Below are 12983 nucleotides of genomic sequence, written 5' to 3' on the forward strand. Positions count from 1 at the left end.
GCCGACGACACCGGTGCCGCCCGCGAGTTCGCCGGCGCCGAACCGCGGATGCCCGAGCTGCTCACGGGCACTTCCTGCCCCCCGTGAACGCGGTCGGGGATGGCGGCTACCCGATCGGGGTGTGGGCGAAGAACAGGCGTGCGGAGGCCCGCAGGGCCCTGGAGAACGCCGAGCGGCGCGCCGCCGGGGAAACCGTGCCCGTGGGCGCTGGGGAGCTGCCTGAGAATCGTCTGGTGGCTTTGGAGGCCATCGATCCGGGATGGTGCCCGCTGGGGTGGACCGTGGCCTGGCAGCGCTGCTTCACCCTCACCCGCGCCCACACCCAAGCCGGGGGCACCCTCCCCGAGGCGGCCAGGGAACTCGTCGTCTAGGGCGAAGACCTCGGGGCATGGGTCGCCGCACAGCGGCACGGGTGGGACAAGCTCTCCCCCGCGCAGCAGTGGCTCCTGGGGAGCACGCTCGGTCTGGAGCCCGCCGGCCCCGGGGCGCGGCCCGGGAAGCTCACTGCAGACGGCAAGTGGGCGCTGAACCTGCGCGCGGCCCGGCAGTTCCACACCCGCGAAGGACACCTACGACCGGGCCGCAAACACATCGAGCGCGTGGACGTCGACGGCGCCGAGGTCGACATCAAGCTCGGGACGTTCCTGGACAACACCCGGCGGCGGGCCGACAAGCTCACCCCCGAGCGACGCGCCGAGCTGGACCAGCTCGGGATGCGCTGGTAGCCCGACCGGACGCCGATGCGGCGGGCAGCGAGCGCCCGCCGCCCCTCAGTGCCTGCCTCTCGGGATTCCAGCCGTAAACACGAAACACCCCCGGGCCAATTCACGCCCGAGGGTGTTTCCCTGCATTCCGGATTTACGCGGCCCGCTCCCGCTCCTTCTTCCGCCGATTAACGATCGTGGCGGAACGTCCGGCGAATTCACCGATACGGCGCTGCGTCCATTCCTGGGTGAGGCCGTAGGCGTCAGTCGCCGGTGTTGGTTGCCCAGACAGGCCGGCCAGCGTTGTCGTAGACGACGACATTGCCGTCGTCCTGGACAGCGAGGTAGGCACCCTTGTGCCAGGTATCGGCCGCCCAGACCGGGTTCCCGGAGCTGTCGTAGACCACGAAGTTGCCGTCTTCCTGGAAGACAGCGCAGTTGCCGCGGCTCCACGTGTTGGGAGCCTGCCACACAGGACGCCCGTCCTTGTAGAGGACGAAGTTGCCGTCTTCCTGCATACGCAGGGCCGCGCGCCCGTTGCCCGACGTCCACGCCTGGTTCCTGCAGATCGTCGCACGCGGCCGGATGATGTGATCACTGCTCGGACGCGTGACCGCCCCCGGCCCCGCAACCCGGGCCGGCACCCCTGCGGGGCCCCACGGGGCCACCGCCTGCGCGCTGGCCGCGCCCGCGCCGGCAAAAGCCAGCACTCCGGCCACAACGCACACAGCCCTACGAAGGTTCATCACAACCCACACTCCTTCAACGGCGCCAACGAGTAGTCGAATGGTCACAAAGAGCGATGCCGTTCCGTGCGGAAACCCCCTCGCCTTCACACGAACGAGATAGCGCACAGGCCACAGCCAAGGCCGGTCCCACGGATGTCACACCCCACCCGTACGGAAACGTCCGGGCCGCGTGGGAACCCACACAAGAGATGCCACAGGAGTTTTCGGCGGGACTGGGCCACGCCTCCCGGAGCCTTCAGGCCGCGGGGTCAGGTGGGTACGGCGGCCGAGGGCGGGGGCCACATGCCGGAGAAGGGGCGAGCGATGCGGTTGATGACCAGGCCGCGGTAGTGCGGGGTCGGTGAGGAGGTGCGGTTCGGCGCCGGAGGCGCAGCCTGCGGGCAGGCCTGATGGCCTGCCGGTCGGGCGCGGCTTGCGCGGGGATGTCGGCGCGGGATCGCGGCGGCGACCCGGTGGCTGCGGGAGAACGGCGGCGGGCAACTGCGGGTGCCGTACGACTACGTGATGGGCGAGGACGAGTCGGCCGGCTCGGGGTTCCCGCTCGGGCGGTGGCTCGCCGACCAGCGGCGCTACTACAACGCCGGGACCCTGGAAGCCTCCCGCGTCGCGCAGCTCGAAGCACTCGGCATGGTCTGGTCCCACCACGACATCGCCTGGGAAGAAGGGCTCACGGTCGCGCGAGCCTGATCCGCCACACACGGGCACTTCCTGCCCCCCGTCAACGACCCGGGATGGTGCCTCCTCGGGTGGACCGTGGCATGGCAACGCTGCTTCACCCTCACCCGCACCCACGTCCGAGCCGGGGGCGCGCTCCCCGAGACGGCCGGTGAACTCGTCGTGCAGGGCGAGGACCTCGGGGCATGGGTCGTCGCGCAGCGGCAGGGGTGGGACAAGCTGACCCCCGCGCAGCAGTGGCTCCCGGGCAGCACGCTCGGGCTGGAGCCCGCCGGCCCCGCGGAGCGCCCGGCCAAGCTCACCGCCGACGGCAAGTGGGCGCTGAACCTGCACGCCGCGCGGCAGTTCCACGACCGCGAAGGACACCTACGACCGGCCAGGAAGCACGTCGAGCGCCTCGACGTCGACGGCGAAGCGGTCGACATCAAGCTCGGCACCTTTGTGGACAACACCCGCCGCCGGGCCGACAAGCTCACCCCCGAACGCCGCACCGAGCTGGACCAGCTCGGCATGCGCTGGTAGCCCGACCAGACGCCGAGGGCGGCGGACGGCCAGCGCCCGCCGCCCTCGCCCCCTATGCAGCACTTTGATCACCATCACGGACCACCCCGGAGACCTGATGACCGAGACCACGGACCACCCCACGCCGCGCGCCGCCGCGTTCGCTCTGATCACCACTGCCGCGTTGGACGACGCCGCCCGCAACGACCCCGCCGCAGACAGCCCGCCCCCGGCCAACTGGGAGATCTACGACTGCCTGACCTCCGTGCTGGAGACGTGGCACGGCGACGGCACGCTGAAGGAAAACTCCCTGTCGCTTACTGAACACCTCGCGGTCGAGCTGTGCGCGTACCTCTTCCAGCGCTTCGGCCGCGACCGGGACAAGTTCGGCAGGTGGCTGTGCGACTTCGGCGACCAGGTCGCCCGTACCCAGCAGCACGCGCACCCCGCCGGCCCCACCGCGATCGAGATCCTGTCAGCCGTCGCCGACACCCCCCGCCCGGACGGGACCGCCGGGGCGGAGCGGGAATGGCTCACCCGCCTCGTAGTGCCCTACCTGGGATAACCTCCGCCCCGATCACGAGGTGGAAGACGCACGCGAGATCGCCCTCACCTTCACCCTGTGGGCAGGCCCGCAACTCGCCGCACTCCTCGACCACGACTACAAGCGGATCAACGCCTACACCAGCGCGCGGAACTGACCCGGCACACCAGCAGCAACCGGGCGCGGACAAGAGGGCGGCACCCCTGGGGGCCGCCCTCTGTCATGTCTCCGGAACCGACAGGCTCCACCGCCCTTCGACAGCAGTACGGGAGGCATCCGGGCGCCGGGGGCGGAATCGGATGTGCACGAGTTCCGACAGCGCGGGGCCTGCGGGAGAGGGCCCGGCGAGCGACCCTGAAGGCGTGGCCCGTATTCGGTTCTGCTTGTCCTGCGGCGCCCGGCTGCCGAGAAGCGCGTCGGCCAGGCGGCGGTACTGCGACGACGTGTGCCGGGCCCAGGCGTACCGGGCCCGGCGGGTCTCCGACCGGATCATGGCCCTGGGGATGCTGCTGGCCGAAGCGGAGTGGAACGGCGACAGGCGCATGATGAGACTGTTGACCTGCCCGGAGTGCGGCCGGATCACCTTCGCCGGCGGCGACCGCCGCCGCGACGCGGTGCACTGCTCCGGCCGCTGCCGCTCCAGATCGTGGCGCCGCCGCGCAGCTGTCCTCTGACAGGCGATCTTGACCGTTTGCCAATTGATCTTGACGGTCAGCGGAGCGTGCTTGCCGCCTGTAGGCGATTGAGTGCATGGATCCCGTCCGTGCTTCCGTGCGCCCCGCCGTGTGGCCTCGCCGTGGCGCGTTCTGGGGAAGTGGTGGAGGCAGCGGGGCCGGTCGGCTGGGCCGGTCCGGCGACGACGACCCGCTCGGTGGGCCGTCCTGACGCGAGGAGTGGGACATGAGGGATCCATCGGCGCTGGAGGTCGGCGAGTGGTACGACCGCTTCGGGGGCCTGTACGGCCTGACCATGGGCGACAGCATGCACCTGGGCATGTGGGCCGACGGCGTGCGGACGGAGACGGGGGTGGCGACGGCTGAGGAGATGTGGGAGGAACTCACTCGGGCCCAGGACTCCTGGACCGGCACCCTCATCAACGTGATCGGGCTGCTGCCGGGACAGCGGATGTTGGACGTCGGCTGCGGGACGGGCCGGCCCACCGTGCGGATCGGCACCGAGTCAGGTGCGAGCGTGCTTGGCGTGACGGTCAGCGCCGCGCAGGTTGAGGCTGGCCGCGACCGCGCCGTGAAGGCGGGAGTGGCCGACCGGGTCACCTTCGAGCAGGCGGACGCCATGGCCCTGCCCCAGGAGTCCGGTTCCTTCGACGCCGCCTGGGCGATCGAGTCCTTTGCCCACTTCTCCGACCGCCCCGCCGCGATCCGCGAGGTCCGGCGGGTGCTGCGGCCCGGAGGCCGCTTCGTCCTCGCGGACTGCTACGAAGCCGTGCCCTTCACCCCTGAGGAAGTCCAGCTCTTCCAAGCCGCGTTCGCCCTCTCCCGTCTGCCCGCCGGTCCCGAGGACTACTCCCGCATGCTCGGCGAGGCCGGCTTCACCGTCCACGGCACACGCGACATGTCCCGGGAGTTCAAGCCCACCTACGAGCTGATCCCGCGTCTGTTCGCCGCGAGGCGGACCCAGATCGCGGAGCTGGTGGGCACCGACGCGATGGCGCAGCTCGACACCGTCTACCCGCGCATCCTCACCCTGTGCCGGGACAAGATGGGGTACACCATGGTCAACGCCGTGAAGTCCCCCTGACGACGACGGCCCACCCCAAGGTCCTGGGATTCCGCCGGCTGCCAGGCCAAGGCCACCCAGCATGCACCCCATCGCCGGGCCGCAGCCCCGGGTTGGCAGGCCCCTCTCCTGCCGGGAAGAGCGGTTCGGCGGGGAACGGACCGGTCAAAGTCACCTGGCAATCGGTCAAGATCGCCTGTCACAGGACAGTGAGGCCCGCCGCGCTCGGCTGCGAGCGTGACGTAGAGCCGTCACAAATCGGCGCTCTACCAGCGAGTATGACGCCTCCATGTCACGCACGCGCCCGCCCCTACCGCGCGCGGCCACGCCGATGCGCGCGAGCTGTAACGGGCCGGTACCCAACCCGAAGCACACCCTGCGCAACGGCTCCGCGTACCGCCGGGTCGGGCCTGCGCGGTGGTCAGCCGCGGCGGGACGGCCGGGGCTCGACACGGAGGCGCGCGGAGGGCGGCGGCGGGCACGGACGGGAGTCGGCGCAGCCCGGCACAGGCTGCGGGACGGCCAGATGGAGGCGGTGGCGGGATCGGCACAGCCAGCTCGGCCCACGCGGGCGGGACGCGGGCGGGGACAGGAGGGACGGGCCAGGACGAAAGCACGGCACCGGCGCGGCCGGGCGGCGGCAACCGGGAGACCGGCGCGCGACCGAAGCGGTGCGGCCAGCTTGCCGGCAGCTCGCCGCCCCCCGGGACGCAGGGCGGGCAGCGGCTCGGCGCAGCCGAGGACCGAGAACGCCAGGGCGGCGGCGACAGGCGGCCCGCGCGCGGCGGCAGCAAGCCGGCGGCAGGTACGGGCGGACGGTGGCGAAAGGAACCGGCAGGCACCCGAGCCGGCAACCGATGACCCGACGACTCACGGCCGACAGCCGACGACGGCCGACGTAGCGGCCGGGCCGCGGCGGCCAGTAGCGGCCGGTGGCCGACAGGGGGAGGCGGAGCCCGGGATGACAGCGGCAGGGCCGCCGCCCGACACGAGGCCGCCGACGGAGACGGGCCGCGGCCGGGCGCAGCCGATGGCCGGGACGGCCCGGCGACGGCCCAGGGCCGAGGAAAGGCAGAGGCGGCCGTGGCGGGCGCGGCAGGGGGACGGCCGGACATCAAGCCGGCGGCGGAGGTGGCTTAAGGCAGGTCGCCCAGGGCGTCCATCGACGCGATCCCCGGCGCGCACCCTGAGGTCGACTGGGCGCAGCTGTGCGTGGTGGAGAAGGGCCAGCGCTCCCCCCTCGCCGCGCTGGCGAAGCAGGCCTCCCTGGCCTGACCCGGGCCGCCTCTCGTACCCGAGGCGGCCAGTTCAGCTGGCGCATGATCAACGCCTAGCAGAATCAAGAGGGCGGCAAGGCCCTTGGCCGCTTCTACCTCTACTACCGGATCTTGGAGAAGGATAGGTTCCTCGTCTGGATCGAGCCCTGACCTCCCACGTCTCCGATCACCGGGAACACTCCATGAGCGATCACGCCGAGCAGGGGCGCGAGCTTGTGCCCGTGCAGTACCACCAGTTCCAGATCAGCGACGAGGACGGCCCCGCCGACCCCGATCTGCCTCGCGAGCACACCGGCCTGGTCGAGGTGCAAGACGGCATCGCCACCATCCACACCGGCATCCACGCCGGCGACGTCGACGTCACCGTCACCTGCCACACCCAAGCCCCGCAGCCCGGGAACGAAGTGTGGGAGGAGATCGTCGAGGTGTCCCTGCACTCGGTGTCGGGAGAGCTGAGGGTGCGAGGACTGATGGACGACCTGGACGAGGAACTGCCGGTACTCTCCTTCGCCGGCCCCGGCGACTACCGCCTGCGCGTCCATGCCCGCGGCCGGGACACCGCCATCGACCTCGCCCCGGAGGAGGTCACCGAGTGGTACCTCGTCCAGGTATGGCCGGCACCGGCACAGGATGTGGCCGTACTCCGTCAGACCGGCACCTACGGAGCCTCCGTCCGAACGCGCTGAGAACTCGCTCTCGCCCATCCCCCGCCTTGGCGATCGGCGAACCTTCCCGGCAGCTGCACGGTGCTGAACAGAGGCAACGGTCACGGCTCTTCAGGTCCGCCGCTTTCACAGCGCCCGGCAGGGTCAGGAGCGCGGTGTGGGACTTCGGGCGGGTCGGTGCCGAGCGGCCGGGGTGTCAGTCGTGCTGCCACCAGGTCACGACAAAGCCGGTCAGCAAGCTCCCGATGCGGCGGACGGCTCCGCTCAGGAGTGCGACGGCGACAAGACGCCGCCACGAGTCAGGCACGGCAGCCGCGTTGTCCGTATGCGGGGCGGCAGAGGGTGTGCGGTCGTTGTTCGCCATGGTGGGTGTCCTTTTGTTCGGGCAGGGCGCGGTGGCGCACCGTGCGGGATGTTCTGGGACCAGTGAGCCAGAGCCGTACACCCGCGAAAATTCACACCTCTCGGGGTTGTTCGGGGTTGTTATGGTGGACGTGGCACGAGGAGCACCGAGTCTGGCTGATCAGCGACTGGTCCATGAACTGGCTGCGAGAGAACTGACGGTGACGGCACGCCAGCTGGAGAGCTGGCGGCGGGCGGGGCTGTTGCCGCGGCACCGGCGCCGCGGGCTCGGGCGTGGCCGGGGCTCGGTAGTCGATGCGGTCGATCCGGTGGTGGAGAGCGCGGCGGCGCTGGCGCGGCATCTTCGGCAGGGGCGGGACCGGCGGCTGGCCGTGCTGGAGTGGTTCGCGGAGGCCGGCATGCCGGTGATGCCGGTGGCAATTCAAGTGCCGGAGCCCCCGATGGACGCCGTTCGCCAGGCCCTGGTGTGGGTGCTGCAACGGTCGGCGTCGCAGCGCCTGGTGGAGTTCGCCCGCAGCGCCGGTGGGGCGGGCGAAGAAGGGCAGGACGCCTTGTACGAGCGCGCCGATCGGCTTATCAAGCCGTATCGGGGGTGGCGCACCCCACCGTGGTGCGCGCGGCACTCGAAGCCGATGAGGATCTGCCGGAAGGGCCGGATTTCAAGGGCATGGTGCACTTGGTCGCGGCGATCGGCTGGGGTGCGGAAGAAGTCGGAGCCGATGCTCTGGCCGAAGCATTCACCTCCTTCGGGACGTTCGGCCTGACGGTGGAGGACTTGGCGCTGATGCTGGGGACAGCGGAGCGCGGTGAGGGACCATCGGTGGACTGGGGGCTGCTCCAGCAGCATGCGGATATGCGGGGCCGGGTCCTGCGGGCCAGTGACGAGGAGCTGGTGCGGGCGCGGACGGTGCTCCTCGGCCTGCGCATGTTCTACTGGCTGTACATGATGCACGGGCTGTTCATGCCGGACACTCCGGCGCTCGCCGCGCTGCGGAACCTGATCGACGAGTGCGGCATGGGACCGGTCCTGGACCACGCCGTCGCCCTCAACCCCTCCGCCAGGCAGCTCGGTGAGAACCTGGCGGTCTGCCTCGGGCCCCCCTTCGACGGCTGTACGACATGCTCATGGAGCAGCTCACGGAAGACCCGAAGATCTTCCGTCTTCCCGGCGACGACACCGGACCGGCCGGCTTCGTGGAGACGTGGATACGCACCCTCCGCGAGCAGTCCCGGACGGGTAAGAGTTGAGCCGGGCATGGGATCAGTGCCGGATGGGCCAGGCCGGCCGTAGAAGTGGGCCGTCACTCTGCCCGCGCCCGTGGCATTCTGGTCGGTTGGCCATGGAATGAGGGGATGGGGAGAGGACATGGCATCGCGTACGTACGAGCCGTGGCCTGCGCCGGTCGTCACTGCGGTGGCCAGTGTGCTCGGCGACACCGCACAGGGGCTGACCGGACGGGAGATCGGGCAGCTACTGGCAGCCGTAAGGGTGCCGGAGGTGGAGGCCGGCAACAAGCGGGACCGGCTGGCCGGAGCTCTGCTGCATCAGCAAGAACGCCAGCAGGCTTCGAACTGCGTGATCGCGTTCATCACCGCGGCGATGGCCCCGGTGCGCTACGCGCGGCAACCGCACGTGTTCTCGCGTCGGCAGGACGACCTCAATGAGGTTCTCGTCCATGTCGGTCTGCGGGTCAATGACGAGGGGAAACTGTCCAAGGGGCCGGCGGCGGCCACGCTGGGTGAGGCGGCGCGGCACGCCAGTTCGCTGCGGGCCGAGCTGCGCCGCCGCTCCACGCATCCGGAGGTGCTGCGCTACTGCACGCTGGAGATCTTGGCCAAGAACCCCTTCCACGCCAGCCTTGAGGCGGTCAAGTCGGTAGCCGACCGGCTGCGGCAGCTCACCGGCGAGGGTCTGGACGGGGCGCGGCTGGTCGACGCGGTTCTCATGCCCGGCCAGGGCACGGCCCGGGTGGCCGTCAACGCGAACGGCACCGGTCCCGAGCTGGATGAGCAAAAGGGGCTGGCGAACCTGGTCAAGGGCTTGTTCAGCATGTATCGCAACCCGGCCGCGCACGAGCCGCGGCTTCACCGCACCGTCACCGACGAGGAGTTGCTGGAGTTGCTGACCACGCTGTCGATGGTGCACCGGCGGCTCGATGGCGCGCGGGTGACACGCTGAAGTTCAGTCGTGGTGCCACCAGGCCACTGCGAGGCCGGCCAGAAGGGCGCCAATGTGGCGGGCGGCTCCGGTGACGAGTGCTGCGGAGATGAGGCGCCGCCACGAGACAGGGTGGGGCGCTGCGTGGTCCTGGTGCGAGGTGGTCGAGGCGGTGCGGTTCTTCTTCGACACGGTAGAGGTCCTTCTCTCAGGCAGGGCACGGCGGCGCCCTGTGCGGGGTGTGGGTCGGTGCAGCGCGGCGGCTCGCCGGGGGCCGGGCGGGGTGGTGTGGGCTGCTGTGTTGATCGTGGCAGCCCGGTAGTGAGCGCTGCATCCTCAACTGGGGCCCGGTTGGCGGGAGAACGATGTAATTTCCACCCCGTGTACACCTGGGAGAGCATCAGCGGGCCTGGCACCATCGACGACCTCGTCGCGGACGCCCATGCGGCCGGCCACCCGGACATGACCGTACGGCGCATCCACGACTGGATCGCCAAGGGGTTGCTGGACCAGCCGCGGCTGCGTACCCGGCGCCGGCTGCTGCTCCTGCTGGACAAACGGCAGCACGTGCAGCATCTGAGTTCGCTCGCGCAGGTGCCGCTGGCGATGTGGCTGTGGTGGGACGGCTACGTCCCCACCCGGCAGGCACAGCGGGCATGGACGACGTGGGTCGGGCGCGGCCGGCGCAGCCAGGAGGTGGCCCGCGAGGGCGCCTTCGAACTGCTGGAACAGGTCGGACATCAGCTGCACCCCGACCGCGCGGGCCCGGTTCGTGCGGATCATCACCGAGCTAGGCAACGGCAAGGCCCTGACGGTCCGCGGACGGGCCGAACTGCTGGATGCCGTTCGGGACGTGATGGAACCGGAGTCGGTGTTCGCCGCCAGCGGCCTCGTGCGAGCGCTCGGGCCCGCGCAAGCGCCGATGACCGCGGAGACCGTCGTGACCCGCGTCGAGGCCCTCAGCACCGCGCTGGGCCGCACCCTGGACGGGACGGTGGACGCCGCGCTGCTGGAGCAGGCCCGGGCCGTCCACCGGGCTTCCATGGCGGACTACCTGGCCGAGCGCGGTGACCTCGCCGCCGGAGCTGGAGCACTGGCCGATCTCTTCCGTGAGCCCACCCTGCAGGAGCAGTTCGACCAAACGGGACGGCAGCTCCTGTTCGTCCTCGGCATGCACCTGATCCACCGGCGCATCAAGACTCGAGCCTCAGTGCCTGACAGGCCGTAGTAGGCCGGGTGCGAGGGCCGGGAGGACTCACCCTCGGGTGGCGGTATCTACGTCGCCTGCATTGATCAGCGCCGTTCTCAGCTGCTGTATCTCGCAGGGGCGTTCGTCCTGTGGGAGGGCCGTGGCGGCGTCCAGCAGGGCGCGGGCGTAACGTCGTACGGCTGCGTTTTGCCCGGTACCGGGAGCGTCGACCAGGTATGCGGCCAGAACAAGCGCATCTTCGCTGTCCGGGCGGCGGGCAGCACGTTCGGCAACGAGGTCGGCGTCCGTCAGGCTGGGGGTATGCTCGGCGCTCGCCCGCGTCAGGGACAGCCACAGGTCCTCGTCGAGGCCGGCGGCCGCGAAGGCGCCCGCGCCGGCGAGGGCCCCCGACGGCAGGCCGGCCGCGAGCGCAGCAAGCCACAGGTCGGCCGCTGCGGTCAGTCGACCGGAGGCGTCGGGCGGGATGGGACCATCGGTGCGCGGGGTGCGGGAGGCGATCTCGGCCAACAGCGGAGCGGTCGCTTCCACTCCCCCGGCACCCGCGACCAACTCGGCCCAGAAGGTGGCGGGATCGCCGAGGAGGGCCGGGTCCGCCAGGAGCGCGGCCGCCGTGTGGGCTGCGGCACCGGCGCGGACGTCGCGCAACGCGGCAAGCAGCTCGGCGCGCTCCAGGGCGGCGCAGACCTCTCGGTCGGGCGCGCCCCAGCACAGCCAGGAGGCAGCTGGCGAGGGCCTGCCGGGTGCGAGAGCGTACAACGCGGTGCGGTGCGCGGCGGTGAAGGCGGGGCGTACCGGTGCAGGGCGGGCAGGCGCACCCCCAATCGCAGTGGCCACCGCGTCCTGGTCCCCGCGAGCGGCGAGCGCGCCGGACACCGCCTGAAGGACGTCGGCGGGCATCTCTCCTTGTGTGCGGGCCTGGTGGACGGCGTACTCGAGCAGGCACCCCAGCGCGCGCACGGACGGGTCCGAGCCCAGCAGCGGCGTAGCGGCTGTCCCGCCGTCTGCCGGGCCGGGGGCCTCGCCGGTGGTGTGCGAGGCCGGGATGGAGGCGGGGCGGGCCAGGGTGGCGGCCAGGGCGTGCAGGCGGGCCAGGATCGTCTTCTCCTGGTCGCCGGGAAGGGCGGTGTCGGTGCGCCACACGGTGGTGATCAGGTCGAACAGCGCCTGGTCAGCGAAGGACCCTGCGGCCGACGTGTTTTCGGAGGCCGCGGCGCCGGTAGCGGGAGCTGTGGCGTCGAGGCGGCGGCGCACATTGAGTACCGCGGTGACGGCGACTCGAGGGCACCGTCGGGGAGAGCGTCGGGGCGGTCGGCAAGGACCGCGGCCGCAGCGAGGTAGAACGCGCCGAGCTCCGGCAGCTGCAGGGCGGCCAAGACGGCGGGCACGTCGGCCGTCCAGGCGGCCGGGTCGGCGGCCGGGTCGGCGGCGACGAGGCGGTGTAGGACCATCGCGTAGCCGTCGGCGCCAGCGTCCTCGGCGGCGGCCAGAGCGGCGGCGGCTACCGCTGGGCCTCGGGCGGCGGCCACCTCAGCCAGGTCCTCAGCGTCCAGCGCCGTGGTCTCTCTGACCGGCTCCAGCACGGGCGCGGTGCGCGGGTCGGACGGCCCGGCGGGCTTCAGGCGGCGTATTGCGTTAAGCATGGGCTCCCAGTCGGCCAGCAGTCGCGCGGGCAGGACGGGCGACCAGTCCCCCACCCGCATCCAGTCGGCGAGCGGCTTGGCCTCCCAATCTGGCTGTTCGGCGTCGGCGGGAAGCATCTTCTCCAGCAGGGCGGGCGGCGGCGGGGTGCCGAGCGCGGTTCGGACGTCCGCTTCCAGCTGCGCGGCGCGTTCGGGCAGGCAGGTGCCGAGCACGAGGTCGACGAGGCGGGCTGTCTCCGGCGCGGGCTCGTCGGCCACCAGGCGCACGACGAGCACGACGGCCTGCTCCCACCACTGCTGCTCGTCCAGCCCGTCGGCGGGCGGGCGGGCGACCAGGTGGGCGGCGAGCAGCCGGTCGTGCAGACGGCCGTCGACCGCGGCGACCCGGGCCAGCCGGCGGGTGCGCTCGGCCAGGTGTACGCCGGCGTCCGCGTCCGCCGCGGCGAGATCGAGTACGGTGCGCGCCAGCCGCGGCCCGCCGTACGCAGCCGGATCCTGGGCGTTCACCTGCTTGAGATCGGCGGCGTAGACGCAATGCTGCTGACTTACGTGCCTTGTGGGAGTTTGCGTTTGGCCTTCGAGATGGTCCGTGAGGCCGGTGTGATGGTGATCGTCTCGGGCGTCGGGGATGACCGGTGGATAGGAGCCGTCCTCCAGCTGGCGGCACAACGGCAAAACCGCGTTGCTCTTCACCCGTCACAGCAGATCGGCGCCGCGGGCCTTGGCGGCCCGCCAGCGCGGGAACGCGGGAAAGTTCCGG

General features: G+C 71.5%; 16 protein-coding genes. 11 read left to right on the top strand and 5 right to left on the bottom strand.

Translation table 11 applies throughout. The features are described from left to right. Both IE294_RS48730 and IE294_RS48735 read left to right on the top strand, forming a co-directional pair. The coding region (locus IE294_RS48730) for a Helicase associated domain protein (RefSeq protein ID WP_506005387.1) at positions 1-371 on the top strand (371 nt) is incomplete at its 5' end. A 153-nt stretch (positions 372-524) separates the two neighbouring features. Beyond that, positions 525-725: a Helicase associated domain protein gene (locus IE294_RS48735; RefSeq protein WP_494487345.1), complete on the top strand. Its 201-nt coding sequence runs from the start codon at positions 525-527 to the stop codon at positions 723-725. A gap of 242 nt (positions 726-967) precedes the next feature. Here the strand turns inward: IE294_RS48735 and IE294_RS44960 are convergent, their stop codons facing one another. Beyond that, positions 968-1450, bottom strand: a complete 483-nt coding sequence (locus tag IE294_RS44960; RefSeq protein WP_189895117.1) for a hypothetical protein — start codon at positions 1448-1450, stop codon at positions 968-970. Between the two features lie 438 nt (positions 1451-1888). Here IE294_RS44960 and IE294_RS44965 point away from each other — a divergent pair, with 438 nt between their 5' ends. The 6 genes from IE294_RS44965 (at position 1889) to IE294_RS48740 (ending at position 6873) form a co-directional block, all read left to right on the top strand. Further along, positions 1889-2140: a helicase associated domain-containing protein gene (locus tag IE294_RS44965; RefSeq protein WP_189895129.1), complete on the top strand. Its 252-nt coding sequence runs from the start codon at positions 1889-1891 to the stop codon at positions 2138-2140. A 66-nt stretch (positions 2141-2206) separates the two neighbouring features. Then, the gene (locus IE294_RS44970; RefSeq protein ID WP_229918122.1) at positions 2207-2650 is read left to right on the top strand and encodes a helicase associated domain-containing protein; all 444 of its coding nucleotides are present in this window, start codon (positions 2207-2209) and stop codon (positions 2648-2650) included. Between the two features lie 97 nt (positions 2651-2747). After that, the gene (locus IE294_RS44975; protein ID WP_189895118.1) at positions 2748-3194 is read left to right on the top strand and encodes a hypothetical protein; all 447 of its coding nucleotides are present in this window, start codon (positions 2748-2750) and stop codon (positions 3192-3194) included. 341 nt (positions 3195-3535) lie between these two features. After that, positions 3536-3847, top strand: coding sequence for a hypothetical protein (locus tag IE294_RS44980; protein ID WP_189895119.1), 312 nt, complete (start codon positions 3536-3538; stop codon positions 3845-3847). A 226-nt stretch (positions 3848-4073) separates the two neighbouring features. Beyond that, the gene (locus tag IE294_RS44985; protein ID WP_189895120.1) at positions 4074-4931 is read left to right on the top strand and encodes a class I SAM-dependent methyltransferase; all 858 of its coding nucleotides are present in this window, start codon (positions 4074-4076) and stop codon (positions 4929-4931) included. 1438 nt (positions 4932-6369) lie between these two features. Continuing rightward, a complete protein-coding gene (locus tag IE294_RS48740) occupies positions 6370-6873 on the top strand; it encodes a hypothetical protein (protein WP_229918124.1) in 504 nt (167 codons plus the stop codon). A gap of 175 nt (positions 6874-7048) precedes the next feature. Here the strand turns inward: IE294_RS48740 and IE294_RS44995 are convergent, their stop codons facing one another. After that, a complete protein-coding gene (locus IE294_RS44995; protein WP_189895121.1) occupies positions 7049-7216 on the bottom strand; it encodes a hypothetical protein in 168 nt (55 codons plus the stop codon). A gap of 591 nt (positions 7217-7807) precedes the next feature. Here IE294_RS44995 and IE294_RS45000 point away from each other — a divergent pair. Next, entirely contained in the window at positions 7808-8506 is a 699-nt protein-coding gene (locus IE294_RS45000; RefSeq protein WP_189895122.1) for a hypothetical protein, read from the top strand. 75 nt (positions 8507-8581) lie between these two features. Continuing rightward, positions 8582-9394 carry a TIGR02391 family protein gene (locus IE294_RS45005; protein WP_189895123.1) on the top strand — a complete coding sequence of 271 codons (813 nt, stop codon included), beginning with the start codon at positions 8582-8584 and terminating at the stop codon, positions 9392-9394. Positions 9395-9397: 3 nt separating this feature from the next. Here the strand turns inward: IE294_RS45005 and IE294_RS45010 are convergent, their stop codons facing one another. Continuing rightward, complete coding sequence (locus tag IE294_RS45010; RefSeq protein ID WP_189895124.1) at positions 9398-9565, bottom strand: hypothetical protein; 168 nt, start codon at positions 9563-9565, stop codon at positions 9398-9400. A gap of 580 nt (positions 9566-10145) precedes the next feature. On the opposite strand from IE294_RS45010, the gene IE294_RS45015 reads away from it, so the two are divergent. Next, entirely contained in the window at positions 10146-10601 is a 456-nt protein-coding gene (locus IE294_RS45015) for a hypothetical protein (RefSeq protein ID WP_189895125.1), read from the top strand. Positions 10602-10628: 27 nt separating this feature from the next. Here the strand turns inward: IE294_RS45015 and IE294_RS45020 are convergent, their stop codons facing one another. After that, on the bottom strand, positions 10629-11723 hold the full coding sequence (locus IE294_RS45020) for a hypothetical protein (protein ID WP_189895126.1): 1095 nt from the start codon (positions 11721-11723) through the stop codon (positions 10629-10631). 8 nt (positions 11724-11731) lie between these two features. Then, the gene (locus tag IE294_RS45025) at positions 11732-12916 is read right to left on the bottom strand and encodes a hypothetical protein (protein WP_189895127.1); all 1185 of its coding nucleotides are present in this window, start codon (positions 12914-12916) and stop codon (positions 11732-11734) included. Positions 12917-12983 lie beyond the last annotated feature (67 nt).

The sequence above is a fragment of the Streptomyces canarius genome, assembly GCF_014650735.1.
GTDB classification, from domain to species: Bacteria; Actinomycetota; Actinomycetes; order Streptomycetales; family Streptomycetaceae; genus Streptomyces; species Streptomyces olivaceoviridis.